22 protein-coding genes are annotated in these 26,393 nt (G+C 55.3%); 5 read left to right on the top strand and 17 right to left on the bottom strand.

All coding sequences use genetic code 11. The features are described from left to right. The first annotated feature begins 121 nt into the window (after nucleotides 1-121). From HMPREF0573_RS00100 to HMPREF0573_RS00110, 3 genes are read left to right on the top strand one after another with little or no spacing between them, the layout of a single operon-like run. Nucleotides 122-613, top strand: a complete 492-nt coding sequence (locus tag HMPREF0573_RS00100) for a DUF2505 domain-containing protein (protein ID WP_236589584.1) — start codon at nucleotides 122-124, stop codon at nucleotides 611-613. Between the two features lie 54 nt (nucleotides 614-667). Then, complete coding sequence (locus HMPREF0573_RS00105; RefSeq protein WP_049776682.1) at nucleotides 668-1,468, top strand: thymidylate synthase; 801 nt, start codon at nucleotides 668-670, stop codon at nucleotides 1,466-1,468. 13 nt (nucleotides 1,469-1,481) lie between these two features. Next, nucleotides 1,482-2,123 (top strand): dihydrofolate reductase, encoded by a 642-nt coding sequence (locus HMPREF0573_RS00110; protein ID WP_041797832.1) that lies wholly within the window; start codon nucleotides 1,482-1,484, stop codon nucleotides 2,121-2,123. Between the two features lie 90 nt (nucleotides 2,124-2,213). Here the strand turns inward: HMPREF0573_RS00110 and HMPREF0573_RS00115 are convergent, their stop codons facing one another. From HMPREF0573_RS00115 to pheS, 16 genes are all read right to left on the bottom strand, one after another. Continuing rightward, nucleotides 2,214-3,833, bottom strand: a complete 1,620-nt coding sequence (locus HMPREF0573_RS00115) for a succinic semialdehyde dehydrogenase (protein ID WP_004008051.1) — start codon at nucleotides 3,831-3,833, stop codon at nucleotides 2,214-2,216. Nucleotides 3,834-3,944: 111 nt separating this feature from the next. Next, a complete protein-coding gene (gene tyrS / locus HMPREF0573_RS00120) occupies nucleotides 3,945-5,207 on the bottom strand; it encodes a tyrosine--tRNA ligase (RefSeq protein ID WP_036324959.1) in 1,263 nt (420 codons plus the stop codon). A gap of 173 nt (nucleotides 5,208-5,380) precedes the next feature. Beyond that, nucleotides 5,381-6,931: an alanine/glycine:cation symporter family protein gene (locus HMPREF0573_RS00125; protein ID WP_004010519.1), complete on the bottom strand. Its 1,551-nt coding sequence runs from the start codon at nucleotides 6,929-6,931 to the stop codon at nucleotides 5,381-5,383. Nucleotides 6,932-7,022: 91 nt separating this feature from the next. Further along, nucleotides 7,023-9,107 (bottom strand): OPT family oligopeptide transporter, encoded by a 2,085-nt coding sequence (locus HMPREF0573_RS00130; RefSeq protein WP_013188535.1) that lies wholly within the window; start codon nucleotides 9,105-9,107, stop codon nucleotides 7,023-7,025. A gap of 211 nt (nucleotides 9,108-9,318) precedes the next feature. Then, entirely contained in the window at nucleotides 9,319-9,735 is a 417-nt protein-coding gene (locus tag HMPREF0573_RS00135) for a (deoxy)nucleoside triphosphate pyrophosphohydrolase (protein ID WP_004008055.1), read from the bottom strand. Nucleotides 9,736-10,110: 375 nt separating this feature from the next. After that, nucleotides 10,111-11,514: an argininosuccinate lyase gene (argH, locus tag HMPREF0573_RS00140; protein ID WP_013188536.1), complete on the bottom strand. Its 1,404-nt coding sequence runs from the start codon at nucleotides 11,512-11,514 to the stop codon at nucleotides 10,111-10,113. Between the two features lie 112 nt (nucleotides 11,515-11,626). Next, complete coding sequence (locus HMPREF0573_RS00145; RefSeq protein ID WP_004008057.1) at nucleotides 11,627-12,859, bottom strand: argininosuccinate synthase; 1,233 nt, start codon at nucleotides 12,857-12,859, stop codon at nucleotides 11,627-11,629. A gap of 78 nt (nucleotides 12,860-12,937) precedes the next feature. After that, entirely contained in the window at nucleotides 12,938-13,429 is a 492-nt protein-coding gene (locus HMPREF0573_RS00150; protein ID WP_004008058.1) for an arginine repressor, read from the bottom strand. Then, nucleotides 13,422-14,672, bottom strand: coding sequence for an acetylornithine transaminase (locus HMPREF0573_RS00155; protein ID WP_013188537.1), 1,251 nt, complete (start codon nucleotides 14,670-14,672; stop codon nucleotides 13,422-13,424). Before HMPREF0573_RS00155 ends, HMPREF0573_RS00150 begins: the two co-directional genes overlap by 8 nt. A gap of 38 nt (nucleotides 14,673-14,710) precedes the next feature. Continuing rightward, nucleotides 14,711-15,640, bottom strand: coding sequence for an acetylglutamate kinase (gene argB / locus HMPREF0573_RS00160; protein ID WP_004008060.1), 930 nt, complete (start codon nucleotides 15,638-15,640; stop codon nucleotides 14,711-14,713). 69 nt (nucleotides 15,641-15,709) lie between these two features. After that, nucleotides 15,710-16,873, bottom strand: a complete 1,164-nt coding sequence (argJ, locus tag HMPREF0573_RS00165; protein WP_004008061.1) for a bifunctional glutamate N-acetyltransferase/amino-acid acetyltransferase ArgJ — start codon at nucleotides 16,871-16,873, stop codon at nucleotides 15,710-15,712. A 143-nt stretch (nucleotides 16,874-17,016) separates the two neighbouring features. Beyond that, nucleotides 17,017-17,370: a TM2 domain-containing protein gene (locus HMPREF0573_RS00170; RefSeq protein ID WP_004008062.1), complete on the bottom strand. Its 354-nt coding sequence runs from the start codon at nucleotides 17,368-17,370 to the stop codon at nucleotides 17,017-17,019. Nucleotides 17,371-17,523: 153 nt separating this feature from the next. Then, nucleotides 17,524-18,606 carry an N-acetyl-gamma-glutamyl-phosphate reductase gene (gene argC, locus HMPREF0573_RS00175; RefSeq protein WP_004008063.1) on the bottom strand — a complete coding sequence of 361 codons (1,083 nt, stop codon included), beginning with the start codon at nucleotides 18,604-18,606 and terminating at the stop codon, nucleotides 17,524-17,526. A 94-nt stretch (nucleotides 18,607-18,700) separates the two neighbouring features. Continuing rightward, nucleotides 18,701-19,405, bottom strand: coding sequence for a DUF1287 domain-containing protein (locus tag HMPREF0573_RS00180; RefSeq protein ID WP_041797835.1), 705 nt, complete (start codon nucleotides 19,403-19,405; stop codon nucleotides 18,701-18,703). Between the two features lie 66 nt (nucleotides 19,406-19,471). Continuing rightward, entirely contained in the window at nucleotides 19,472-22,090 is a 2,619-nt protein-coding gene (gene pheT / locus HMPREF0573_RS00185) for a phenylalanine--tRNA ligase subunit beta (protein ID WP_004008065.1), read from the bottom strand. A 2-nt stretch (nucleotides 22,091-22,092) separates the two neighbouring features. Next, on the bottom strand, nucleotides 22,093-23,172 hold the full coding sequence (pheS, locus tag HMPREF0573_RS00190) for a phenylalanine--tRNA ligase subunit alpha (RefSeq protein ID WP_004008066.1): 1,080 nt from the start codon (nucleotides 23,170-23,172) through the stop codon (nucleotides 22,093-22,095). A 240-nt stretch (nucleotides 23,173-23,412) separates the two neighbouring features. On the opposite strand from pheS, the gene HMPREF0573_RS00195 reads away from it, so the two are divergent. Then, nucleotides 23,413-24,471 (top strand): methyl-accepting chemotaxis protein, encoded by a 1,059-nt coding sequence (locus tag HMPREF0573_RS00195; RefSeq protein ID WP_013188539.1) that lies wholly within the window; start codon nucleotides 23,413-23,415, stop codon nucleotides 24,469-24,471. Between the two features lie 54 nt (nucleotides 24,472-24,525). Next, nucleotides 24,526-25,398 (top strand): YwiC-like family protein, encoded by an 873-nt coding sequence (locus HMPREF0573_RS00200; RefSeq protein WP_004008068.1) that lies wholly within the window; start codon nucleotides 24,526-24,528, stop codon nucleotides 25,396-25,398. A 62-nt stretch (nucleotides 25,399-25,460) separates the two neighbouring features. Here HMPREF0573_RS00200 and HMPREF0573_RS00205 read toward each other — a convergent pair whose 3' ends face one another. Beyond that, nucleotides 25,461-26,390: a diacylglycerol/lipid kinase family protein gene (locus tag HMPREF0573_RS00205; protein ID WP_004008069.1), complete on the bottom strand. Its 930-nt coding sequence runs from the start codon at nucleotides 26,388-26,390 to the stop codon at nucleotides 25,461-25,463. Nucleotides 26,391-26,393 lie beyond the last annotated feature (3 nt).

Genomic DNA, 26,393 nt, shown 5'->3' on the forward strand with positions numbered 1-26,393 from the left:
ATGGGGGTTCCCTCAAAGAGCGTTTAAATGTCGACACCCTCTCAGGGTATGCGTTGGGCTGTGTTTTGGGCAACCTGCATTTAGAATATAGAGGTAATTGAAACTTCAGGAGAGCCTCGACATGAAATTCACCCAGACCCTGGTTTATTCCGGATCTCGCGCCCAAGTCACCGAGATGTTAAAAAATCCGGAATACTACAAGAAACGCTGGGCAGCATTGGATGATTGCGCCCAAGTCGACTTGAGTCTGACTGAAAACCGCATCCGAGTATCTTCCACCGTGTCAGTTTCTGCTGAGAACCTCGAACAGCTGGCGAATAAGCTCAATTCCGGGCTGAACTTGAAAGTGGTGGAAGTCTGGGACTTGAATCAGTCCGGATGGGTCGAGAACGGCACCATGAGTGGCTCGATGGCGGGCGTCCCCGTAAAATTTTCTGCCACGATGGTGGCCAATTCTGGGTCGATTCCACAGTCCGACACCGAAATTACGCTGGAGGGCGAAGTGACCTGCGCGATTCCTTTCTTTGCGGCGGGGGTAGAGCGCGCCGTGATAAAGACCATTCAAAATGCTTTCACCAAAGAGACTGCCAAAGCTGACGAATTTTTGCTTTAGGGGTCCCTGATACAGTGGTTTTATACCATTTCCAGCATGTTTAAGAGGGGAAATATGACCATCACCGACCACCAATACGAGGACTTGCTAGCCGACATTATGTCTCACGGCGTGGAAAAACCCGACCGTACCGGGACGGGAACTCGCTCAATTTTTGGGCGCCAGCTACGCTATGACCTCTCGCAGGGATTTCCTGCCATCACCACCAAAAGCTTGTACTGGCACGGTGTGGTCGGCGAATTGCTGTGGTTCTTGCAGGGAGGGACCAATAACCGCTGGCTTCAGGAGAACAACATTCATATCTGGGACGAGTGGGCAGACGAATCCGGTGATTTGGGTCCAATATACGGGCATCAGTGGCGCGCCTGGCCTACCGCTGCCGGTCCGGTGGATCAGGTGAAAAAGCTGCTGGAGACCCTGCAAAATGACCCGTCATCCCGGCGCATGTTGGTGTCAGCTTGGAATGTTTCCGACTTAGACCAGATGGCACTGGCTCCCTGTCACGCTTTCTTTCAATGCTGGGTCGGACAAGGTCGTCTCTCCCTGCAGATTTACCAGCGTTCGGCAGATATGTTCCTCGGGGTGCCTTTCAATATCGCCTCCTATGCCCTACTGACCCACATGCTGGCTCAACAGTCCAATCTGCAGGTCGGTGAACTGGTGTGGACCGGCGGTGATTGCCACATCTATTCCAACCACGTGGATCAAGTCTCCCTGCAGCTGTCTCGTGAGCCGTACCCCTTCCCCATATTGGAACTAGATAAAGCCGAGTCTATTGACGGCTACACTTTTGACATGATTCGTCTGGCGAATTATCAACACCACCCCAAAATTTCCGCTCCCGTAGCGGTCTGATAAGAGAGGCAGCATGGTCGTCTTGAATCCTGATACAAATCATCCTGTCTCTAATCCCTGTGGCTGGATTCCCCCAATCTCTCCTGATTCAACACCTATTCCGGAGGATGTCTCGGTGAGTTCTCGTGCTGGACATGGTATCGGTGTGCTGGGAATGATTTGGGCAGAGGACAAAGCACAGGTCCTGGGTGCTGGTGGCAAGATGCTGTGGCACGTCCCCGCAGATTTTAAACACTTCAAAGACACGACTATGGGCAGTCCTATCATCATGGGACGAGCCTCGTTTCTCTCCCTGGGTCAGGCTCTGCCCGGTCGGCGCAATATCGTGCTTACCGGGTCACGTGAATTCACCGCTCCCGACGTCGAGATAGCGCACAGCCTCGAGGAAGCGTTGGAGCTTTGCGCCCGCACCCCCCAAGTGTGGATTACCGGAGGAGCCAAAGTTTATCGTGAAGTCATGGAGTTGGGACTGGCAGATTTGCTGGTAGTCACCCAATTGGACATGACCGCTATGGTGCCGCCAATGAGCACGGTGGCTTATGCCCCGGTGATTGACCCCGTTCGTTGGCAACTGGACCTGACCCGTTCGGATGAAAACTGGCGCCCGAAATCTGGGGATGCCGCCTGGCGAGTCCGGTATTACATACCTCGCTAGAGCTTGAGTTGTGCAAAGGACGGCGGGTCCAGTCACACCGAATGTTACTTCGGCACGATTTCAAGACCGCCGTGAAGAGGAAATGCGCCCCTAGAGATGCAGCCGCCGCATAGCTTTCAAGGCGAATTTTAAGACCTTAACGTATTGTTCCTGGCTCAGACCCATAATCGGAGCAATGGGAACCGCACGGTTTTGCACCGCGATGGTGCGTGATTCCATGTACTTTCGGATGCCCTCTATACCGTGGCGACGCCCCAAGCCAGAATCTTTCCAGCCCCCCATCGGCGCATCGGTGGAACCCCAGGCTGCGGTGAATCCTTCGTTAACATTCACTGTGCCCGCTTCAATCCGGCGCGCCACCGCCACGGCGTGAGAAGGTTGACCCCAAACCGAGGCGTTCAAGCCATAATTCGTGTCGTTAGCCAGGGCGATAGCCTGTTCATCCGTGTGGAAACGATACAGAGACACCACGGGACCAAAAGTCTCATGATTGAACAGGGTCATCCCCTCTTCGACACCCTCCAAAAGCGTGGGAGCATAGGCGGTGTAGCTGATTTCAGGCAAGGCATGACCGCCAGTCAGAGCGACCGCGCCTTTGCCCAGAGCATCTTGCACCTGAGTATCAATCGTTTCGAGATGATGCTCGGAAATCAGAACCCCCATGTCAGTCTCCCAATCGAAGGAAACCGCCACTTTCATATCATTGATACGTTTAATGAGCTTGGCTTTGAATTCATCATAAATCGAGTCTTGCACGTAGAGACGCTCAATCGAAACGCACAGCTGACCGGTGTTGGCATAAGCGGAGCGCACCAGACCCGCCACCGCATCGTCCACCCGCGCGTCCTCCAGCACTATCATCGGATTCTTGCCGCCCAGCTCAGCCGAAACCCCAATCAGGTTTTCACCCGATTGCTTGGCAATAACTCGACCGGTAGCAGTAGAACCGGTAAACATCATGAAGTCGACCTGCTGGATGAGTGGAGTTCCGAGCTCAGAGCCGCGTCCGGGCACCAAGATAAACAAATCTGGATCCAGCCCAGCTTTCATCATGAGAACTTTCCCGATCACCACGGACAAAGGAGTGTTAGAGTCCGGCTTGGTGACGATGGCATTGCCAGCCGCGAGAGCCGCGATAGCATCCGTAATCCCCATCGACAGCGGGTAGTTCCAGGGTGCAATCACGCCTACGACACCCTTGGGCTCATACATCACAAAAGTGCGAGTCACGCCGGGAAAAGCCCCGCGACGCCGCTCCTCACGAACCGCGCGAGAAAGTATGCGGGCGTAGTAGCGACAATTCAGGGCAATATCTTGAATCTCGTCATAGGCATGGTAGCGAGATTTGCCGGTTTCCCACTGAATCACATCGAGAATTTCGTCAGAATACTCCCACAGCAAGTCATGAAGTTTGTACAAAAAACGAGCCCTGGTGGCAGCCGGCGCATTGCCCCAGCGTCGCCCCGCAGCGCGAGCACGCACAATGGCTTGATCCAGGTCAGCCAGAGTAGCCTGCGGAACTCCCAAAGTATCCATGCCGGTGAACGGCGATTTTACAGTCCGTAACGGACGACCTTCCGGCAGCCCCACTGCCCTTTCGAGGTCTGACACCACGTGACGAAAGGAAGCCTCACAGCGTTGCTGCATCTGACGCGCTTGAGCTTCGGCTGAAGCAGAAGGATAAATCGTTTCAGTTTCCGTATCGGACATCACAGTCTCCTTTGACAGTTCGGTATCACATCGTTGGGATATGCATCCATTTTAGGACAAAATACCTACCTACGATTGATGAACAACATTTGGGGAAATACCCCGTTGTCCTCATTCTGTAACAGCCACGCCGAGCTGCCGTTTACCCTTTCGGAACAAAACGACCCCACCCGGCAACACGTCTTCAGCAGTGATGACCCGACCTTCATCCTCAACTTTTTCGTTATTCAGGTAAGCCCCTCCGGAGGCGACAGTACGTTTTGCCGCGCCGATGCCCTTTTCCAACCCCGAGTCCACCAGGAGGTGCAAAATATTGGTCTGTCCCAGCACGACTTGGGTCCGTGGCAAATCGACGGTGGCTGCTACCAGGGTTTTCCCGTCTACCTCACGCAGGTCACCGCGACCAAACAGCGCTGTCGAAGCTGCCTTGACCCGTTCGGTCTGATCCGCCCCGTGCACCAGAGTGGTCACAGCTTCAGCCAAAGCGCGTTGCGCGGCGCGTTTCCCTGGGTTTTCCTTTGTTTCGGTTTCTAACGCTTCGATTTCCCCGCGGCTCAGGAAAGTAAAAACTTTCAGCAGGTTCACCACGTCAGCGTCCTCAGTGTTCAACCAGAACTGGTAAAAGGCGTAGGGGCTGAACATTTCTGGATCAAGCCAAATCGCCCCGCCTTCGGATTTGCCAAACTTGGTGCCATCAGATTTGGTAATCAAAGGAGTGGTCATGACGTGAACATCTTTGCCTTCAACCTTGCGAATCAGGTCCATGCCCCCGACCAGGTTGCCCCATTGGTCGTTGCCTCCGGTTTCCAAGGTGACGCCGTATTTCCGGTACAGCTGCAGGTAATCATTAGCTTGCAGAATTTGGTAAGAAAATTCTGTGAATGAGATACCTTCATCACTCTTGAGCCGCCGCGCCACCGCATCTTTAGCCAGCATCGTGCCCATCCGGAAGTTTTTACCCAAGTCCCTCAGCAAATCAATCGCGGACAGCGGCGCGGTCCACTCCAGATTATTGACCATCCGCGCCGGATTCTCGCCCTCAAAATCGAGGAAACGCTCAATTTGACACTGTAGGCGATCCGCCCAGCCCGCCACGGTTTCTTTGTCCTGCAGTTGACGCTCCGCCGTCATGCGCGGGTCACCAATCAAACCGGTCGCTCCCCCCACCAGCGCGATGGGATGATGTCCCGCCAGTTGCAGATGGCGCATCATGATGAGCTGCACCAGGTGTCCGTGATGCAACGATGCCGCAGTCGGATCAAAACCACAATAAAACGTAAGCGGACCTTCGCTCAAAGCCCGTCGCAACGCATCCATATCGGTGTGTTGCTTTATCAGACCTCGCCAAGTCAGTTCGTCAATCAAATCGCTCACGTTTACTTCCTTCAATAGTTCTTGTCGTTACGTTTTCACGCCCCTCTATGCTACCGGGTTTGCCACGCTCATACGAAAAGGTCGGGTCATTGCGTTACCTCACGGAATACACCAGGTCGGGGATAGAGTTGGTCCCAGGAACCGCAGTTCCTGGGACCAACTGGTTATTCAGATTAATCTCCGTGTTCCCAAGAAGCCGGATCACTGGAAATATTACGTCCTTGGGCGATTGCTTCTTTGGTCCAAACGTCAGTGGGTAGTTCGCCAGGGAGGAACTCATTGTCACTGGAACAGAACTGGATTTCGTCCTCGGTCTTTGTTTGGAGCTGGTGCTGGTAATCCTTGAGGGCGCCCACAGCCCACTTGAACAGCAGGGTGCAAGCCACCAAGTTCATGATGGCCAACAGGGCCGCGGTCCAGTCGCCCAAGTTCCACACCATCTCCAGGGAGAGCACTGAGCCCAGGAACACCGCGATGATAGAAATCGCCTTGACAATCCACGCGTTATTCTCAATGCCCAGCAGGTACTTAATGTTGCCTTCGGAATAGCTGAAGTTACCCAGCAAAGTCGAGTAAACGAACATAAAGATGACGATAAGGATAATCGGTTTAGTCCAGGGACCCAACGCAGCCAGCGAATCAACCGTGAGGGCCGCGCCGTCAGAAGGCTGTTCAGCCGCGTTCGGGTCGTAGACTCCTCCGAGCAACACAATGAAAGCGGTCGCACTGCAGACCAAGATGGTGTCCACGAATACGCCGAGGGACTGAATCATTCCTTGCTTAACCGGGTGAGACACGGTAGCGGTCGCAGCCGCGTTCGGGGCGGAACCCATACCGGCTTCGTTGGAGTACAGACCACGCTTCGTGCCGTTCATCAGAGCCGCAAACAAACCGCCTAAAGTTCCGCCTGCTACTGAATTCACACCGAATGCACCCTGGATAATCATGTCGAATACTGTACCGAGTTGACCTATGTTCTCGATGATAACAATCACCGCTAAGGTCATGTAAATGACTGCCATCAGCGGAGCCAGGTATTCAGCGATACGCGCTACTGAACGAATCCCGGCAATAAAGAAAGGCGCGGTGATGGCTACCAGCAACAGCCCGGTGGCGTAGGTAGGCATTCCGAAGTTCGCTTTCGCTAAGCCCGCCAGGGTATTGGCTTGAATCAGCTGGAAGGTGAAAGCGTAAGTGAAAATGAGCAATACCGCAAATACGGAACCCCAGGCACGCGAGCCCAGTCCACGTTCAATGTAGAAAGCCGGACCACCGCGGAAGGTTCCATCAGGATTACGGACCTTGAACATCTGTGCTAAGGTCGCCTCCACGAAGGCACTAGCCATCCCGACCAGAGCCACAATCCACATCCAAAAGATGGAGCCGGCACCACCCAAGGTAATCGCGATAGCTACCCCGGCAATGTTGCCGGTGCCGACACGGTCTGCCAACCCCACCGCGAAAGCCTGGAAAGAGCTGATGCCTCCATGAGAGCCTTTCCGGGAGCCCATCACGGTCTTCCACATTTTAGAAAACATGGTGATCTGGACGGCGCCGGTACGAATCGTCGCGTAGATTCCAAAACCGAGCAGGACGACAATCAATACGTATCCAATGCTCATACCGTAGACGGTACCAAGGGCATTGGCCACAAGCTGATTAAATTTTTCGAAAGGTGAAAGCTCCTCGGGCTTCACCGGGACTATTGCTGGAAATGGCAGCATTTTTTCTCCTAACTGGTTACAGCTATATATCAATAAATTGGGTTATGCGGGGCGATAGAGTGGAAATAAAAACCTTCACGTCCCAGCTTTTCTATGCTTGACTTTCGGTAGTTTCTTCATTGGTCATGTCGGAGGCGGGCATCGGCGCAGACTCGCCGGATTTCTTCATGACCCACCGATAGCTAACCGCTAACAGACCTACAAAAATAACCACTCCTACAACTTTTGCGACTGGCGCAAAAGAATCGGGGACTATCCCCAGGGCGTTCGCGTTACTGGTGGCTCCGATAATGCCGGCGTTGAGGATGCCGAACAGCGAGTCACCCACAATTAGACCGGTCGCCAGCAACACGCCTAGGCGCTTGGACTGTTCAGCCTTTTCTTGACGTTGCGCCCACCGGTTGTAAATCCAGCCCACCAGAGCACCCAACGCAATGACCAGAGTGGTCGTAATGTTGAGGTACATGCCCATGCCGACGGCGAGCGGAGCCAGGTTGAACCGGCTGACGCGACCCATGATTTCATCAACGATGACGACGCCAACACCAATCAAAGCTCCCAGACCGAACAGCTGCCAGTTCATGTCCCCACCAAAAATCCCTTTAGCGATGGTGGACAGCAGAGTCGCCTGTGGGGCTTGCAGGGCGGTAGTCTCATCTACCCCCTCCATCCCGGAGAAGCCAAAGCTGGTCATCAACAACTGCAGGACTGGAGGAATCACCAGAGAACCAAAAATAACTCCGACGATAAGGGCAACCTGCTGTTTCCAGGGGGTAGCCCCCACCAGTTGACCGGTCTTTAAGTCTTGCAGGTTATCATTCGAGATGGTAGCGATACCGAACACGATTGCAGTCGTAAACAACGCATAGGCAGTCAGTTCGGTGGGGTGAGTCTGGCTGGTGTTGCCGGTCACCAACAGAATCAGCAGCGAGGCCGCAATAATCACGATAATACCCACGCCAGAAATTGGAGAGTTAGAGGCCCCAATCAGACCTGCCATATAACCGCAAATACTGGCAATCAGCAAGCCCAAAACCAGCACAAACAGAATGCTGAGCATAATCAACGCCACGAGGTGATGCGAGATAGGCGAATTCCGGAGGAAATTCCACAGCAGCAAGCCAATGGGAATCATGGACAGCAAGGTGATGGCAGCCACGTATTTGAAAGGAATGTCCTGTTCTGTGAGCGGAACCTGACTACCGGTTTCACGCAATTTTGAAGATTTTAAGGAGTCTGCAATGCCCCTCAGGATGGGACCGATAATCTTTAGCAGCGTCCACACCGCCGCCACCGCCATGGCTCCAGCCCCAATCATGCGTACGTCATGGGCGAAAATCGTGCTGACCGCATCACCGAGATCCTGATTCGCAATCTGTCCTTGAGTCAAGACTGGCAGCAGTATCCCGTATGAAATCAGCAAACCGACCAGCATCGCGGTGCCGACTGCGGGACCGACCAGATGCCCCACCCCCATCAAAGCCAAAGACAGGGAACCGCCAATCATGGTGCCTCCGGCGCCAATCCGGAAGTTCGCGCTCAAAGATCCCGCGGTTGCTTTTAACGCCGTGAGCAGCGCCATTCCTGCAGACGCTAAGCCACCCCAGATAATCACCAGCAGACCACGACGATTTTCCTCGGTAGAGCCGTTTTCATCCCCCACTTTCAGCACTTCTGCAGCCGCTACACCTTCCGGATAGGGCAGGTCTGAGCCCGTCACCAGAGCGCGACGCAGTGGGATTGAATACATTACGCCGAGAATGCCACCGACCATGCACACGGCTGTGGTCTCCCAGTAGGGAAAGCCGGACCAATATCCCACCATAACCAGACCGGGCACCACAAAGATGATGGCTGAAAGCGTGCCGGCTGCCGACGCGATGGTCTGGACGATATTGTTCTCCACGACCGTGTGGTCATGAAAATACCGCAGGATAGCCATGGAAATCACCGCAGCCGGAATGGAAGTGGCAAAGGTCAGACCAACTTTCAATCCGAGATAAGCGTTAGCAGCGGTGAATATCAGAGTGATTAACCCGCCGATGATAACGGCTCGGAAGGTTAACTCGCGATAGGGGTGAGCGGACTGGGCTTCGGCATTATTTGTCGCAGCGGCCGCAGGCTGATTGGACAAGGATTTCTCGCCTTCTTTAGTAAATCGTTTCAATTTTTGCAACCCAGCAGGGCTAACAACTTTTTATACGGATTTTAAACTACCATTAACCTAACCTGACGTACCAATATCGTGGCTTTACCTGGCAAAAGGGAAAACCTCGTTTCCCGCTAAATCATCGCAACGCCCTCGTGCAGTAAACCTCGAAACCGAGTGAGTTCGCCTCGCTCCGGCACCCTCCGAATGCGGAATACAGAGGGCAATCCCCAGGCGCTTAGTTCTGTGCGATGCCGAAATGCCGCGCAATGGCGGTCAGAATCGGATAATCAGCAGGCAGCCAGGGCAAGCTCTCGGAATGTTTGAGGTCTACCCAATGCAGGGACAAATGCGCTACTCCAACCTGGGGCGTACTGTGTGGCGCAAGGGCGCACAGGTACACGAACATCTGAAATCCTCCGTGCGCAGGCCAGGTTTCCTGCAAGCGCTCCCCCACGATAATTTCCGCTGACAGCTCTTCACGCAACTCCCGGCGCAGGGCCTGTTCGGGAGTTTCTCCGGGTTCGGTCTTACCACCGGGAAATTCATAGAAACCCCGCCATTGTTCGGGATAAGAGCGTTGCGCCCCCAGCACCTGCGTTGGTTGGCTGAGGTCATCCAGAATCGCCGCTGCGACCACTATCGGCTGAAACACACTTTCGAGTCTAATCGCTTTGCGCTGCCGAAAGAAACTCCGTTCCAGGCGTTCTGGGCTCGTAGGGTCACTCTATGATTATGGATTTTGGCGTTGTGGAGGACCCCGGGACCACCCTGACCGATATTCAACCCGTACTTCAGACCTTGTCCACCGGATTGCAGGCTTAACTGCCACGAGGTTCTTTACGCGTGGCGATGGGATTTTTTGAGGAGTGAAATGCATTCCTCGCAGAGGGCGCTCACAATAAAGAGCGGATACATTCGTCCTCTATTTATTGCTATTTGTCCAGATTTGGTTCCTGTTTCGCTTAACGTGCAACCAAAATTTCGTGCACCAAATTCATCCGAGAGGCTTTTGCCATCACGGTGCTTGCTAGTACTGGAACGCCTGCAGCTGTTGGCGCGCTGCGGAAATCTGTTCCGCGACGCGCTCCGGAGCCGTGCCCCCCACTCCGCGACGACCCTGAACCGAACCGGCAGCGGTCAGGACGTCACGAACCTCTGGGGTCAGCAGCGGGTCAATCCCCGCGAAATCAGCATCGCTGAGGTCCTCCAACCCAACTCCTCGCCCTTCTGCCAAGGCAACACAGGCTCCCGAGACTTCGTGGGCATGACGGAAAGGCATACCGCGTTTCACCAACCATTCAGCCACGTCGGTCGCCAGGGAGAAACCTGCGGTAGACAGCGTTTCCATACGTTCATAGTGCAAGGTCATGGTGTCCACCATCCCGGTCATCGCCGGCAACAAAACTTCCAGAGTGTCGATGGCGTCAAACACCGGTTCTTTGTCTTCCTGCAGGTCCCGGTCGTAAGCCAGCGGCAAGCCTTTCATCGTAGTCAGCAAACCCGTCAAGTCACCGAGCAGACGCCCCGCTTTGCCGCGTGCCAGTTCAGCCACATCCGGGTTCTTCTTTTGGGGCATAATGCTGGACCCGGTCGAATAGGAATCATCCAACGTGACGTAGCCGAACTCGGCAGTATTCCAAATAATGATTTCTTCTGCCAACCGCGACATATCCACCGCCACCTGGGTGAGGACATAGAGAAACTCCACTACCCCGTCTCGTGAAGCCGTGGCATCAATCGAGTTCGGACAGACCTGAGAAAAGCCCAGCTCACGCGCAACCAATTCCGGATCCAACCCCAGCGTATTGCCTGCCAAAGCTCCGCCTCCGTAAGGAGAGGCATCGTTACGCTTTGCCCAGTCCCGCAAACGCTCCAAATTGCGCAGCTGTGGCCAAAAGTGAGCCATTAACTGATGTGCGACCAACACCGGCTGAGCGTGTTGCATATGCGTGCGACCGGGCATGATATGGGTTCCGGCACGGTCAGCTTGAGACAAAATCGCCTGGCAAAGCGCGGCAATCAGACCCTGCAGGTGGGCAGCGGCATCCCGCAGGTACATCCGCACCAGGGTGGCAATCTGGTCATTGCGGGAGCGTCCCGCCCGCAGTTTTCCGCCCAGTTCCGGTCCGGCGTAGTTTTCTTGCAGCAATCCGCGTTCCAGCGCGGTATGAACGTCCTCGTCATCGGGAGAATACGTGAAAGTTCCGTCTGCGACGTCTGCCCGCAGACGTCGCAGAGCGGCACTCAAGTCGGTGTATTCCGACTCGGTCAGCAGCCCCGCCGCCCGCAATGCTTGGGCATGAGCCAAAGAGCCCTGCAAGTCGTAGTCAGCTAAGCGCCAATCAAACTGGGTGGACACCGACAGCGCCGCTAACGCTTGGGCAGGTCCGCCCTGGAATCTGCCGCCCCACAGGGCCAACTTTTCACTCATGTGTACTCCTTTTCTCGCAACGTCACAGTACCCCCGTCAACCAGAGCTGCTGCACCTGGCTACCGGAGGAACCCTTGTGAAACCATGCGTCAACAATCCTGGGCAGTGACCTTCAGAGGCTTGAGGCCTGCAGCGTAATACCCTTGCCGTATTTTCCATCACGCGCCGCAGCTAGCTTGGACTGCAATCCGTACAGTTCAATGAAACCGCGCGCCGCGCCTTGATTAAATGAATCCCCAGAATCATAGGTAGCCAGTTTGAAATCATAGAGAGAAGCCTCAGAACGACGCCCGTTCACGACTGCCCGCCCAGCGTGCATCTCCATCCGAATATCGCCAGACACATATTCTTGCGTGTGCGCCACAAAGGCATCCAAGGATTTCTTCAGTGGCGAATTCCATTGCGCCTCGTAAACCAAATCGGACCACGCCGGCTCTACCATCTGACGTTTGTAACGCAACTGCATCCGCTCCAGAGTCACTGCTTCCAGAGCCTGATGGGCAGTAAGCAGCGCCATCGCACCGGGGGCTTCATAGATTTCACGCGATTTAATCCCAATCAGACGATCCTCGACCACATCAATACGCCCAATCCCCTGGGCGCCGGCACGCCGATTCATCTCTTGGATGACCTGCAGCGGAGTCATTTTTACGCCGTCAATCGCGACGGGAATGCCCTTTTCGAAAGTAATCACCACCTCATCGGGAATTCCCGCGAATGCCGGGTCGTCCGTGTAGTTGTACACATCCTTGGTAGGGGCGTTCCACAGATCCTCCAAAAAGCCGGTTTCAATAGCTCTGCCCCACAAGTTTTGGTCGATTGAGAAGGGGTTATGTTTCGTCGTTTCGATGGGCAAGTGGTGTTCCTCCGCGTAAGCAATCGACACGTCACGTTGCAGGGACAGATCACGAATCGGCGATACGCATTTCAAATCCGGCGCCAGAGAAGTAAACGACACCTCGAAACGGACCTGATCGTTGCCTTTTCCGGTACATCCGTGAGCCATGGTGGTGGCGCCAAACTGTTTAGCCGCCATCACCAGGTGTTTGGCGATAAGGGGGCGGGACAACGCTGAAACCAGGGGGTATTGACCTTGGTACAGTCCATTAGCTTGCAGGGAGGGCATACAGTACTCGGTGGCAAACTCGTCTTTAGCATCGGCAATATAAGCCTCCACCGCCCCGCAATCAAGAGCGCGCTGGCGGATGACATCCATGTCCTCTCCGCCTTGCCCCACGTCCACCGACACCGCAATCGTGTCCACGCCGAGTTTGTCTTTCATCCAACCAATAGCCACCGAAGTGTCCAAGCCGCCTGAATAAGCCAGCACTACCCGTTCAGTCATAGTGTTCTCTCTTTCTGAAATTTTTAAAAAAAGTCTTAGGTGAATGTTTTTGAGGTTTAAAAGAAATGTAGTGTAGGTCTAGCGCTTGGCCAGGCCTCGCAGCTTATCGCACAGCTCTGTGGCAGATTCAACACTGTCACAGATAACTAAAATCGTATTGTCCCCTGCCAGGCAGCCCAACACGTGATCCAGATTTTCCTTGTCAATGACGGACGCCAAAGTACCGGCTGTGGCTGGCGGTGTACGCAGCACCACTTGGTTCATGGCTTGAGTCGCCTGAATCAGAAGCGGAGCACACCAGCGTTCCAGAGTCCCCGGCAGCTGCAAAAGTCGTTCAGTAGTGGCTCGGGCTCCGCCCAAAACGTAGCGGAGAGAACCATTCTCATCTCGCACTTTCGTAGCTGCCAACTCTTCAAGGTCCCGCGATAGCGTGGCCTGCGTTACAGAAAACCCAGCGTTTTCCAGCAGGGTTTGCAAGACTCCCTGAGAGCGCACCACATTATCCGCCAACAGTCGCGAAATAGCGCTATGGCGGGAAATTTTGGATTGCACTACCGAGTTTTCAGGCACGGGTGCCTCCGAGGCGAATTTCTTCGTCTGCCTGACGCTGCACTCGGTCCAAGACTTCCGGCAGAGCTTGGGTAAACATGCGGGTCTGGGACGGATTAATGATGAGCGGTGGCGCCAGACGAATTGTGAACGTATCCGGGGCGTTAACGATGAATCCTGCTCTGAACAGTTCGTCTGCCAGTGGCTTCGCCAAAGGATTACGTAAACCGATTCCCAGCAGCAGCCCGCGTCCTCGGACTTCACTGATGAGGGGGTGCTCCAGCTCGAGAATTTCGCGTTTCCAAATCTCGCCTACGTTTTGCACGTTAGACAGCAAGCCTTCTTCGGTGACAGTGTTAATCATCGCCAATACGGAGGCTCCCGCCAGCGGATTGCCCGCAAAAGTCGAACCGTGCATCCCCGGTTTTAGCACGCTTGCCGCCTCGGCGTTGAGAGCCACGCAAGCCCCGACCGGGAACCCTGCACCCAGCCCTTTTGCTAACGTCACCACATCCGGAACGATTCCCGACGAATGGTGAGCCATCCAAGTCCCCGTGCGCCCCATCCCGGTTTGTACTTCATCCAAAACCAGCAGGGCACCGGCGCGGGACGTTACTTCACGTGCAACCTTGAGGAAATCGTCAGAAATCGGACGCACCCCGGCTTCACCTTGAATCGGTTCGATAAACAAAGCCGCAACGGATTCTCCCCGTGCCCCTTCAAAGGCACGTTCCAAAGCGGCGATGTTGTATGGCAGGAAATCAACTTCAGCCGGCATGGGCTGGAAAGGATCGCGGAAAATCGATTTGTAGGTCAGCGACAACGCCCCCATGGTACGTCCATGAAAAGAGTTTTCCAGCGCGAGAAACCTGTTGCGATTAGCTCCTCCCCGCGCCCGCGCCAGCTTAAACGCCGCCTCCAGCGCTTCGGTACCCGAGTTGGTAAAGAACACGCGCGAGCCCTGCGGAGCGCCACCAGGCTCAACTATCGACAAAATCCGCTCTGCGGCTTCAATCTGTGGCTGGGTCGCAAAATAGTTACTGACGTGCCCTAAGGTTTCGACCTGTTCATGTAGAGCGGTGACGATATTGGGGTGTCCGTGCCCCAGGGCGTTGACTGCGATACCGCCCAACAAGTCGAGATATTGATGACCGTCCTCGTCCCATACAAAGCAGCCCGCCCCGCGAGTCAGCACAGTTTTCGGAGTCCCAAAAGTATTCATAATCGAGTTCTCGTAGCGCGTAATCCACTCTTTGACGTCCATTTTTGCTTCTTTCACTAGGCGGGTGAGGAGGTTTGGGTTTAGGCTTTCCGAAATTGCATCGTAGGCAGGGGCTCGCCGTCATGAGGGCGCAGCGGCAGGACATTGTCCGGAATGACTTCGGTACCGGTTCCTTGGTCAGTCACGATTTCGAGAAGCATGGAGTGAGCCAAGCGTCCGTCAATGATGGTCGCACGGGATACTCCGCCCTGTACCGCGTCGAGACAAGCCTGCATTTTCGGCACCATTCCGGATTTGATGGTCGGCAACATGCGTTCCAGTTCACTGGCGGTCAGGTACCTGATGAGGGATGCCGGGTTATCAATATCTTGGTAAAGCCCCTCCACGTCGGTGAGGATGATGAGCTTGCGTGCCTTTAATCCAATAGCTAGGGCTGCCGCAACCGCATCGGCGTTGACGTTGAGCACCACGTTAGGATCGTCAACTGAGGGCGCAATGGAGGAAATGACCGGAATGTTGCCCTGTTCCAGCATGTCCACTACCGCGCGGGGATGAACAGTGACGATGTCCCCGACTAGTCCCAAGTCGCTGCCCGGCTCGCAGTGGCGTTTCCGCGCGCCAAACAGACCGGCGTCCTCGCCAGTGAGCCCAATCGCCAGGGATTCTTCCACGTTTAGTAATCCCACGAGTTCACGCTGCACTTTACCGGTTAGGACCATACGCACGACTTCCATAACCTCCGGGGTCGTCACCCGGTAGCCGTTGATGAAAGGCGCTTCTAAACCCAATCGATCCAGCATCTTTGTAATTTGTGGTCCGCCACCGTGGACCACTACTGGGCGCAAACCAACCTGATGCAAGAACTGTATGTCAGCGGCGAAAGCACGGCGCAAATCCTCGTTAATCATCGCATTGCCGCCGTATTTGATGACGACAGTGGCACCGCGGTAGCTGCGCAACCACGGCATTGCTTCCAGCAACACCTCGGTCTTTTGTATCGGCGTAATCATCGTGTTCTTTCCATTTCTTTGGTTTTGCAGTGTGAATCTCCCGCGGGATTTAGTCCTCACCAGAGTCAATCACGTGGTGTAATCCCCGTTGATATGCACATACTCGTGAGTCAAATCACTGGTCCACAAGTGGGCTTCTTCCTGACCAGCGTGCAGCTCGACCAGGATATGACACTCCCGCGGACTCATGTCAGCCAAATAGGGATCCTCACCGATTCCCCCGTTTTTACAGACTTTCACACCGTTAATGGAAACATCCACCCGAGCCGGGTCGAAAGGCAAGACGTCTTCTGGAACTGTACCCAGCTGGGACAGAATGCGCCCCCAGTTCGGGTCGTTGCCATACACGGCGGTTTTTACCAGGTTAGAGCGCGAAATCGTCCGAGCTGCCTCCAAAGCGCCCGCTTCGCTGGCAGCCCCGGTCACCCGAATTTCAATATCGTGATGCGCTCCCTCAGCATCCCGTAGCAGTTGCAGGGCTAAGTCTTCACAGACTTGCAAAAGAGCGGCGGCAAACTCGTCCGGGTCAGGCTTGACTCCGGAAGCGCCAGATGCCAGTAGCAACACAGTGTCATTGGTAGACATGCAGCCATCCGAGTCAAGGCGATTGAAGGTCCGGTCTACTGCTTGGGACAGAATCGTTTGCATGGTTGCAGAATCCCCAACAGCGTCGGTGGTAAGCACCACAATCATGGTCGCCAGAGCAGGAGCCAGCATTCCGGCACCTTTTGCCATGCCACCGATCCTCCACCCGGCGGTACTTTCGTGTGTGACCGTTTTTGCCTTCGTATCGGTGGTGAGAATAGCCTCGGCAGCCTCAGCACCACCGTTCTCACTCAGCTTGGCAGCAACCGTGTCAATACCGGCGGTCATTTTGGGCATATTCAAGGCTCGCCCAATGATTCCGGTGGAACACACCAAACATTCATTTTCTGCCACACCCAGAACCTGACCCAGATGCGCCGCCATCGCGGCAGCGTCCCTATCCCCCTGTTCACCGGTACAAGCGTTAGCGATTGCCGAGTTGATAACTACGGCTTGAGCGCGACCTCCCGCTACGACTTTCCGATCCCAGCCTACCGGAGCAGCAAACACGCGATTGGATGTAAACACCCCCGCTACAGTGGAGTCAGGACCCAAATTCCTAACGATAGCCATATCCGGATGCAGCTTGCCGCGTAGACCCACATGGTCACCGGCGGCCTTAAAACCACGGGGATAAGTAACGCTCATTGCCTACCTCCTATTTTTCACACTTACAGGTAATAAATATACGCCAATATGAATAGTTTTACAAAACTGTGCAAAGATTCATAAAAACACGTTGGCTCGAATCCACGTGGACCCGAGCCGAACGTTCACGGTTTTATGCAGGGCTAGTTAACCCAAGCGCCATTTTGATAGAACTGGAAGTTGTCACCTTGATACGAACCCAGTTTGACCAAACTGATGATGAAGTCAATCAAAGTCCAAATTCCAAAACAACCAATGGTGATAATCATCAAAATACCAAGACCGACTTGACCACGCAGGAAACGGTGCACGCCCAGGTTGCCGAAAAAGAAGCACATCAAAATATAGAGAACCTTGCTGACTTCGCGAAACTGTCCCGGAGCACCAACATTAACGCCGTAAGGCATCTGCTGGTATTGCTGGAATTGGGGCTGTGGCGGCTGCGGTTGTTGTGGCTGCTGAGGCTGAGGCTGCATGCCGTATTGAGGATTGGACATAAGTAATACACCTTTGCTCTTAAATTTAGTCCGCCCGATGGCGACACAGTCTGAACGGACGCTCGACAGAATCTTAGCAGGACTAGTGCAATCTGTGGAGTGTTTTCCTCCATCCACAACCCCTCGAGGGAAATCCGAGGCATCCAACCTGGTCTAGGGTGCCGTCGAAACGGTAGGAACCCCGGTTAGCTCAGGGAACCCCAGAGCCAAATTCATACCTTGCACAGCTGCCGCCGCAGTGCCTTTGCCCAAATTATCAATGGCACATTGCGCCACCACCTTGCCGGCGCGCTTATCCACCGCCACTTGGATAGCCGCTTTGGCGCAACCACTCACCATCGACACGGTGGGCCAGATACCCTCAGGTAGAAATTCCAGCAAAGGCTCACTATCGCAAACTTCGTGATATACGCGTCGCAGTTCGCCCAGGTCGCCAGTTCCAACCAACGGCGCGGTAACCGTGGCAAGGATACCGCGGTTCATAGGAACCAACACAGGGGTGAAACTGAGGTTAACTTTCGTCGCCCCCGCAACGCGGAAGTTCTGAGCAATTTCGGGGATATGTCGGTGTACGCCAGCCATGGCATACCCTTGCGCATTGCCCAATGCCGATACCGCCAGCAAATGAGATTTCATGGCTTTCCCAGCCCCGGAATAACCCACCGCTAGGTTCGCCACGAGGTCAGACGCATCTACCAGTCCTGCCCACACCGCGGGGAGCAACGCCAACGTGACCGCAGTCACATTACACCCCGGAACCGCGATTTCAGAAGCCTGACGCAATATTTCTCGCTGTGCCCGCGCCGAGCTTTCCTTGGCGTGCAATAGTTCTGGCATCGAGTAAGCCCAAGGTTCTTCGGGTTCAGAATGGTAGTAATCCCGCCACGCTGCCGGGTCGGTCAAACGGTGATCCGCCCCGCAATCTATCAACAGGGATTTCACTCCACCATCGCGCAGAGTGCGAGTTACCTGCCCGGAAGCCCCGTGGGGCAACCCCAAGAAGATAACATCATGACCCGCCAGATTCTCAACGTCTGTAGGTTGCAACACCCGTTGCGCCAAGGGAAACAGATGGGGGTGATGCTTTCCCAGGGGCTCCCCCACCGAAGATGCCGCCGTGAGGGCTCCAATTTCGACCTGAGGGTGATTCAACAACAATCGCAACAATTCACCGCCAGCAAAACCGGAAGCTCCCGCCACCGCAACTTTAACCTTTTTACCTGTTACCTCTGCCATACCCACAACTATACATGTTTATTCATATGGTTGCATATTTATGCTAAGAGTTTCGGGAAAATTACGAAGCTGGACGAATAAAACTCCCTCCAGGTTAGTGTCCAGCTATCTTTGCTCCCAGAGATTCCAGCCGATAATGCCGCCACACTTTCCCGCGATTGCCCAGGACATCAGCCTCATAGCGAGACCAAAATCCGTTGCCCTCATGATGCAATACATAAGGTAACCCCTGCGCGTTGCGCCTATCTGAAATAATCGCCACGTGTTCCTTCCACACCACGATGTCGCCCGGCTGCCAGGACGCCACGTCCGTGGTATCTGTGCTCAGGCTCTGGGCGTGACGGTCGAAATAAACAATGAGGTTACGAACGCGCCGATAGTCAATGTCCGGATTGGGAGCCTCGCCCTCAGGAGCCATCGCGGCGTAAGCCTGCGGGTCAGCTCGCCGATCCGCATCAACCAGTTCACGCAAGTCCATTCCCGCAGCTTTAGCGGCATACCACACCACGTCGGTACACACCCCGGTACCGTCGTTAGGCACCCCACCGGGATACACTTTAGAACCGTCATATTTCGGCGCGGTGTCAAGGTACGCAACCGCGCCCGACAGCATCTTTGTCCCTACCGGTCCCGGATGGTTCAGGTTTTGTCCGCCCCAAGCATCATCTAGGCGCCACGGCCCACTAGACCTCCAGTTCGACAACAGGAACACGACACCGCCTGCCAACACGACGATAACCAGCAGCAAAATCGCCAGAGTAACGTAGCATTTTCGACCTCGTGAACTGCTAGCAGTCACTCTAACTCCTTAGTTACACCACCAACCGCGTCCCGCAGCAGTCCAGTCGTGTCTGGTCCGGAGACTCTAACGCAGTGTTGCCTGACAGGTTTTCTCTACCTTCTTGATGATGCGGTTGCGAGTTTCCTTGATTTCCTGCGGGCTCAGCGTACGGTCAGCGGCACGCAGCCGCAGCGCAAACGCCAGGGATTTTCGACCCTCCCCCAGTTGTTCCACATTCTCAAACACGTCGAACAGGCGCAACTCCTCGACCAGACCTTCGCCGGCTTTGGCAATCGCGTTAGCAACCTTCAGCGCGGGAACGTCTTGCTTCACGACGAACGCCAAGTCTTCCTTAGCGGCGGGGAAAGTCGAGACGGGACGCAGCTGGAATGCGTCCTTGGGGCGGGACTTTTCAATCGCATCCAAATCCAGTTCAAATGCACAAGTCCGGGGCGGCAAGCCGAAGTTTTGGCATACCTTGGGGTGTAGCTCACCAGCGTACCCCAGTACTTTCCCACCGGTGAACGCGCCCACACGGATTTGCGCAACTCGTCCGGGATGGAAAGGCGCCGCAATCGCGGCTTGTCCCCCGACCCCCAAGGCTTCGGGGCGCACTGCCAACCCTTGCGACACGGCCACGCGAATTGCTAGCTCGATAGCATCCGCCCAATCCCAAGCGCGCGCCGCATCGTGAGGGCTGGCTTCGATGGCGTTTCCTGCCAGCACTGCCGCCACATGCCAGGGCTGCTTCGGTACTCCTGCCCGCAACGCCTGCATGGCTTCATCACTGGGCTTTTCCTCCACTCCGGGGATGGGCGCCGGAATGACCCCGTGGGCGCTAACGACCTGATCCAGTTCAAAAATTGCCACTCGCGGATTGCCACGGGACACATTTCGCGAGGCTGTGTTCAGCAAGGTATCCAGCAGGGAACTGCGCAATGCCGGGGAATCGTCTGCCAGCGGGTTCGCCAGCTTGACGGTGTCGCGCCGCGGGTCGTCGACCGGCAGCCCCATCAAATCGTGTTCATTGCCCAAGAAGGGGTAAGTCATGACTTCGGTCAAGCCGGCTTCTGCCAGAGTGTCGCTGACTTCCCGACGGGTTCGCAGCGGCGCCGGGTTACCAATCTTGGCAGGTCCGACCGGCACCACGGAAGGAATCTTTTCGTAGCCGTCCAGGCGGGCAATTTCTTCAATCAGGTGGGCAGGACCACCAGCCAAATCGGGTCGCCATGAGGGAGGTACTACCGAGAACGTATCAGCATCGGACTTGGTGACGTTACAGCCTATAGCGCGCAACAGTTCCTCCACACGCTGGGGCGAATACTCCACCCCAATGAGCCGAGTTGCGGCCGTAAAAGGTAAAGCAACGGTCGGTTGGGGTTTGACGTGGTTGACATCAGTAACCCCGGGGTCGATGGTGCCACCACCGTATTCCACCAGCAGCTCAGCGGCATACTGCGCCGCCACCGGGGGGAGTTCCGGATCACTACCGCGCTCAAAACGCTTTGAAGCCTCTGACGGCAGCTTGTGACGGCGCGCCGAGCGAGCCACGGACACCGCGTCGAAATGCGCTGCTTCCAACAGGACGTTCGTGGAAGACTCGGTCATCTCAGTGTCCGCGCCCCCCATCACTCCAGCGATGCCAAGTACGCGCGCGCCGTGACCGCCCTGGCAGTCAGTAATCAACAGATCCTCAGCGTCCAAGGTGCGTTCTACGTCGTCCAAGGTAGTGTGCTGTTCTCCTTGGCGGGCTCGGCGCACCACCAAAGGACCGGTCACCTTGTCCAGGTCATAAGCGTGCATGGGCTGCCCCAAGTCCAACATGACATAGTTCGTCACGTCGACTGGCAAGGAAATGGAACGCATTCCCGCCGATTCCAGCCGCGCCACCATCCACTGTGGAGTGGGCGCGTTCGGATTTAGTCCGCGCACTATCCGTGCCACAAACCGGTCGCACCCCACATGACCGCGAATCGGAGCCGCGTCCTCGATTTCGACGGGGAAGCCGGAATCATTGACCGCGGGCAAGCCATTTTTCAGATTTTCAGCCAAACCCCAGTCAGTGAACTTTGCGCCCGTGGAGTGGCTGTATTCACGCCCCACCCCACGCATCGAGAAACAGTAACCGCGGTCGGGAGTGATGTTGATTTCCAGCAGTTCCTGGTTCAGCCCCAGAATGGGCAGCATATCGGTGCCGGGAGCAGGGACTTCCATCCCGCGCTCACCGAGGTATTCCTCCAAGACGATGATGCCATTGGAATCCTGACCCAGCCCCAGCTCACGAGCTGAACAAATCATGCCGTCTGAAATATGACCGTAAGTCTTTCGGGTCGCGATAGCGAAATCGCCAGGCAGCACAGCTCCCGGCAGGGAGACCACCACATGATTGCCTTCCTTGAAATTATGCGCCCCACAAATGATGCTGCGGCTGGGAATATCGGAAGGCTCCTTGCCAGTGCCAGGCGCATCGTTAAATTCCTCGCCCACATCTACCCGGCAGTAGTTGACAGTTTTACCGTTAGAGGCTGTTTCGGGAACCATCGAGACTACCCGACCGCACACCAACGGACCAGTCACTCCTGAAGTGTGGATGGCTTCCTCTTCCAGACCGACCTTTACCAAGTCTTTTGCGAGTTGAGACGCGCTCGTGTCCGCGGGAACTGCCGCCCACCGACGCAACCATTCAATCGAAACAAAAGCCATTTTTAGCGCCCCTTTCCATTCACGCCGAACTGGTCTGAGAATCTCACGTCACCTTCCACGATGTCGTGCATATCCTCTATGCCGTGGCGCAGCATCAGCGTGCGCTCAATGCCCATTCCGAAAGCAAATCCTTGATAAACCTCGGTATCAATCCCACAAGCTCGCAGCACATTTGGATTCACCATGCCACAACCACCCCACTCAATCCAGCCGGGTCCACCTTTCTTTTGCGGGAACCACAGGTCGACCTCTGCGGAAGGCTCAGTGAAAGGGAAGAAAGATGGTCTGAACCGGGTTTTTGCCTCCGGACCGAACATGGCACGGGCAAAGTGATCCAAAGTCCCTTTCAAATCCGCCATCGTTAATCCCTGGTCCACTGCCAAGCCCTCTACCTGGTTAAACACTGGGGAGTGGGTGGGGTCTAGCTCGTCGGCACGAAAGACTTTACCGGGAATAGCCACGTAAATCGGCAGCTCGCGGGTGGTCAACAAACGCGCTTGCACCGGTGAAGTATGCGTGCGCAGCACCAGGTTGGCAGGGTTTTCCGCGCTGCCCCCCACGGAGGCGGAATCGATGTAAAGAGTGTCTTGCATCTGGCGCGCCGGATGATCGGCGTCAAAGTTCAACGCATCAAAGTTGAACCACTCGTGTTCTACCTGAGGACCAGCAGCAATATCCCACCCTAAAGACACGAAAAAGTCCGCAACTTCCTCTTCCAGCACCATCAGCGGGTGGCGCGACCCAAGCGGGTGCCGCGCGGACAACACACTCACGTCCACAGTTTCTGCCGCCAAAGCCGCCTCTTGCGCAGCTTCCTGAAGTTCAGTCTGTTTGGCATCCAAAGCTGCTCGAACCCGACCTTGGGCAGCTCCCAAGTTCTGCCCCGCGGTGGCTTTGTCCTGAGAATCGAGCTTCCCGATAAGTTTTTTTGCCTGGGTCAAGGGTGCTTTGTCGCCGTTGTAGCGAGAACGCACCGCCTTTAGTGTATCCACGTCAGCCGCCGCTGCGATAGCTTGTAACGCCGCGGCGACTTCCCGTTCCAAACCCTCTGTATCCAGCGGACTCAACACGTTTTCGCTCATTTTTCCTCGATTTCTTTGACTCCTAGCCAGCTCAAAACCCCTTCAACTTTAGTCGAAATGCCACTCCGTCCGGTAATCAAGGTGTGCCACGATACTCGCTTGTTCCGCAACTGATCGAGGCTAATCGAATGAAAACTGCGGACAAAAAGTAGAAAACAGATGAAAGCGCTACAGAATTGCAGCGTATTGAGATAAATTAGCTATTGTTTTGAGGAAAATCTTTAGTCAAGGATAACCAAAGTGAGAAAAGCCAAGACCGCTGTAGAAACGCAACAATTACAGGCAGAGATTGAGCGTCTCCGCGCTGAACTCGCCGAGCTTCAAGCTGAGAAAGAATCTCAGGAGAAAGCTCTCAATGATTTGAACCAGAAGCAATCTTTCACCCAGAGCACTAATGACCCCCTGGCTCGTTGTTTCGGATCGGCAGAAAACGTCCGTGATTCCCTGGGCAAGATTGTGTCCGAATTGGACGCGGGATCCGCTGACACCGCCGAGACACGTCGGGTTATGGCAGAATCGACCCACGATTTGCACGACATGGCTGACGGCGCCCAAGACATTTCGAAAAAGCTGCAAGACATGGGCGGTAATATGGAGGAGCTCTCCAAGGCTTCCGAGTCCATCCATAACTTTGTACAGCAAATCGAGGGTATCGCTTCACAAACGAATTTGCTGGCTCTCAACGCCACTATTGAAGCGGCTCGCGCGGGTGAAGCTGGTCGCGGTTTCGCCGTGGTTGCAGGGGAAGTGCGCACTCTAGCGGAACGCACTGCCAGTGCCACACAAGAAATCGGCGCCTTGGTCAGTTCCATCACCGAGGGCACTTCTATGGCCTTGGAAAACATCACCCAAGCTATTGACGAGTCCAAAGAGTTCGAAGAAAAATCCAGCCAGACTGCGACCGCGGTGGGAGAAAAAGTTTCCTCTATGGCGGACTCGATTGCGCGGGTAACCACGGAATCATTCGTTTCGGTGGTGAAGCTCGATCACTTCATCTTTAAGTTGGGTATTTACCGTCAAATTACCGGAATTTCGGAGCCAAACCCCGAGGGGATTTCCTCCTCCCACACCTGTCGCTTGGGCAAGTGGTATTACGAAGGGCGCGGTCACCTCGATTATTCTGGACAGCCTTGTTTCCAGAAGCTGGAGGGCGTTCACGAAGGTACCCATGTCTCCGGCAAGGCCGCGGTCGAAGCCTACATGGCAGGCGACAGCGAACTCATGAAAAAACATCTGCAGACTATGGAGGACAACTCCGCCCAGGTTGGTGCTCTGCTCGATCAGTTGATGTCGAATTAGACAACCGGTCAGTTTTTTCGTGGTTCCTCCCAGATTAAGCCAAAATACTAGGTCATGACCCTGCCCCCCGCCCGTGAAAACCGTAAGGTCAGGTCTGTGCTGCGGAATTGGCTACCCAATCAGCATGGGGCTTGGTTCATTGTCACCGTTCCGGCGCTATTCGGAGCTACGCTGGGCGGATGGGCTTGGCAACAGGCAGTGCTGCTCTCCGCGTGGATGTTTGGTTTCTGCTTTGTGTTTTCGGCACTACGCCTGATTAAGAATCCGCGGAGAAAATCCTTGCGATACCCTGTTATGGTATACGGGATTCTGGTGGGATTACTGGGTCTAGGCGTTCTGGCAGCGCTGCCGCTGCTCTGCTGCTGGATTCCGGCTTTCGCTCTCCTCATCGGGGTGTGGGCTGGTGAAGTGTACCGCGGACGGGAACGTGATTTGGGAGCGCGCCTGACGATTATCCTGGCAGCGGGGCTGATGACCTTGGTCGCCTATCACTGCGGCTTGATGGCAACGGCTTTGCGGATGGGTCAGGACGCGATGTACGGGGTTCGCGAGGCGTCCGCTCTGGGTGGACACGCTTTATCCACTGTTTTACGGGGTTGGTCAGCTGCCGCCGCGATAGCAGTGCAACTCACAGCCTATTACGCAGCTTCGGTGCCCTACGTAAAGACGATTTTTCGGCAGCGGGGGAACCGGCGTTTCTTGGCGATTTCGGTCGTCTCGCACGCCCTGGGGTTCACCGCTGCGCTGCTTTCTGCCGCACTATCTTGGGTATCGCCTTTGGTCGCAGTCGCCTGGCTGGTGACATTAGCACGCTCGATATGGTTCCCCTGGCAGGCACACCGACGCGGCAAACCCTGGCGACCGCGAGTCATCGGACTGACCGAAGTAGCAATTTCAGTATTGATTTTTGTGGCGGCAGCGCTGTAATAGCCGCCGGAGTCCAGCGTGATGGCAGCTCTCCGCCCAATGACGAGCTTTTCCGCACCAGCCTAACGAATTCTCGACCGTATCCGCGCTAGGGGACCGGGCTCGCCGGCGACAACCGTAATGGCTTGCGGTACGACCTGGAAGACCCAGTGCCGCGCCGCGGCTTCGGGGTCGCCGTCCATCTCCCACACCGCCGGCTTGTGCAACAGGACTTCGAAGCGTTTGCCGCTGAAATACTCTAGCGTGCTGCGCCGCCCCAGTCTCAAAACCACGTTCTTAACCACGCGCCACCAGCCGCTAATCCCCTGCGGCGCTCCAATGAGCAAATCTAGGGAACCATCAAAAGGCGTGGCTTCAGGGAACAGCTGGATGCCACCGGTCAGCTGAGAAGTATTGCCGACCATGAAAATAATCACGTTGCGTTTCAATACTTGCTTGCCGTCGATGCGGAACCGACACCGCTGCACCGAATTGTTGACCTGCCTAAAAAAGGACATGACGTATGCCACGGGACCGACCACCTTTTTCAGCCCCTCATCCACGTGATGCATCACTTCGGCGTCTATCCCGATTCCTGCCATACCAGTGAAATACCAAGGTTTGCGAGATTTTTCGTTATGCACCTTGACGATGTCCATCGAGACTTGTTGCCCCGTAAACGCCAGCTCCATGGCAGCTTTCATGTCCAAAGGCACATTGAGGTTTCGCGCCAAAAGATTCGTCGTGCCCGCCGGTAGCACCGCCACCGGAATCTCGCTGTGACGCATCTCGGTGCTGACCACACGCACGGTACCGTCCCCGCCCGCGGCAATAACCAGGTCGGGCTGCAGCTTTCGAGCCTGCGCAGCCATCGCGAAGCCAGGGTCATCGACACTGGTGGTGAGGTATTTCACCACAAAACCGTGCTGTTGCGCCACGGCGCTCAAACTGGTTTTAAACTCGTCTTCGTCCCCGACTTTCACGGGGTTATAGATGGTTACGACTTGACGCAATTT

Source organism: Mobiluncus curtisii ATCC 43063, assembly GCF_000196535.1.
In the GTDB taxonomy this organism is placed as follows: Bacteria; Actinomycetota; Actinomycetes; order Actinomycetales; family Actinomycetaceae; genus Mobiluncus; species Mobiluncus curtisii.

Bases quoted from the DNA above. Each gene is read 5' to 3' on its own strand.
- HMPREF0573_RS00200 (WP_004008068.1), top strand. From the start codon at position 24,526: ATGACCCTGCCCCCCGCCCGTGAAAACCGTAAGGTCAGGTCTGTGCTG.
- HMPREF0573_RS00125 (WP_004010519.1), bottom strand. From the start codon at position 6,931: ATGCTGCCATTTCCAGCAATAGTCCCGGTGAAGCCCGAGGAGCTTTCA.
- HMPREF0573_RS00100 (WP_236589584.1), top strand. From the start codon at position 122: ATGAAATTCACCCAGACCCTGGTTTATTCCGGATCTCGCGCCCAAGTC.
- argJ (WP_004008061.1), bottom strand. From the start codon at position 16,873: ATGAGCGTTACTTATCCCCGTGGTTTTAAGGCCGCCGGTGACCATGTG.
- HMPREF0573_RS00145 (WP_004008057.1), bottom strand. From the start codon at position 12,859: ATGACTGAACGGGTAGTGCTGGCTTATTCAGGCGGCTTGGACACTTCG.
- argB (WP_004008060.1), bottom strand. From the start codon at position 15,640: ATGATTACGCCGATACAAAAGACCGAGGTGTTGCTGGAAGCAATGCCG.
- argC (WP_004008063.1), bottom strand. From the start codon at position 18,606: ATGGCAGAGGTAACAGGTAAAAAGGTTAAAGTTGCGGTGGCGGGAGCT.
- pheS (WP_004008066.1), bottom strand. From the start codon at position 23,172: ATGAGCGAAAACGTGTTGAGTCCGCTGGATACAGAGGGTTTGGAACGG.
- HMPREF0573_RS00155 (WP_013188537.1), bottom strand. From the start codon at position 14,672: ATGGACGTCAAAGAGTGGATTACGCGCTACGAGAACTCGATTATGAAT.
- HMPREF0573_RS00115 (WP_004008051.1), bottom strand. From the start codon at position 3,833: ATGTCCGATACGGAAACTGAAACGATTTATCCTTCTGCTTCAGCCGAA.
- HMPREF0573_RS00170 (WP_004008062.1), bottom strand. From the start codon at position 17,370: ATGTCCAATCCTCAATACGGCATGCAGCCTCAGCCTCAGCAGCCACAA.
- HMPREF0573_RS00110 (WP_041797832.1), top strand. From the start codon at position 1,482: ATGGTCGTCTTGAATCCTGATACAAATCATCCTGTCTCTAATCCCTGT.
- argH (WP_013188536.1), bottom strand. From the start codon at position 11,514: ATGAGTGAAAAGTTGGCCCTGTGGGGCGGCAGATTCCAGGGCGGACCT.
- pheT (WP_004008065.1), bottom strand. From the start codon at position 22,090: ATGGCTTTTGTTTCGATTGAATGGTTGCGTCGGTGGGCGGCAGTTCCC.
- HMPREF0573_RS00105 (WP_049776682.1), top strand. From the start codon at position 668: ATGACCATCACCGACCACCAATACGAGGACTTGCTAGCCGACATTATG.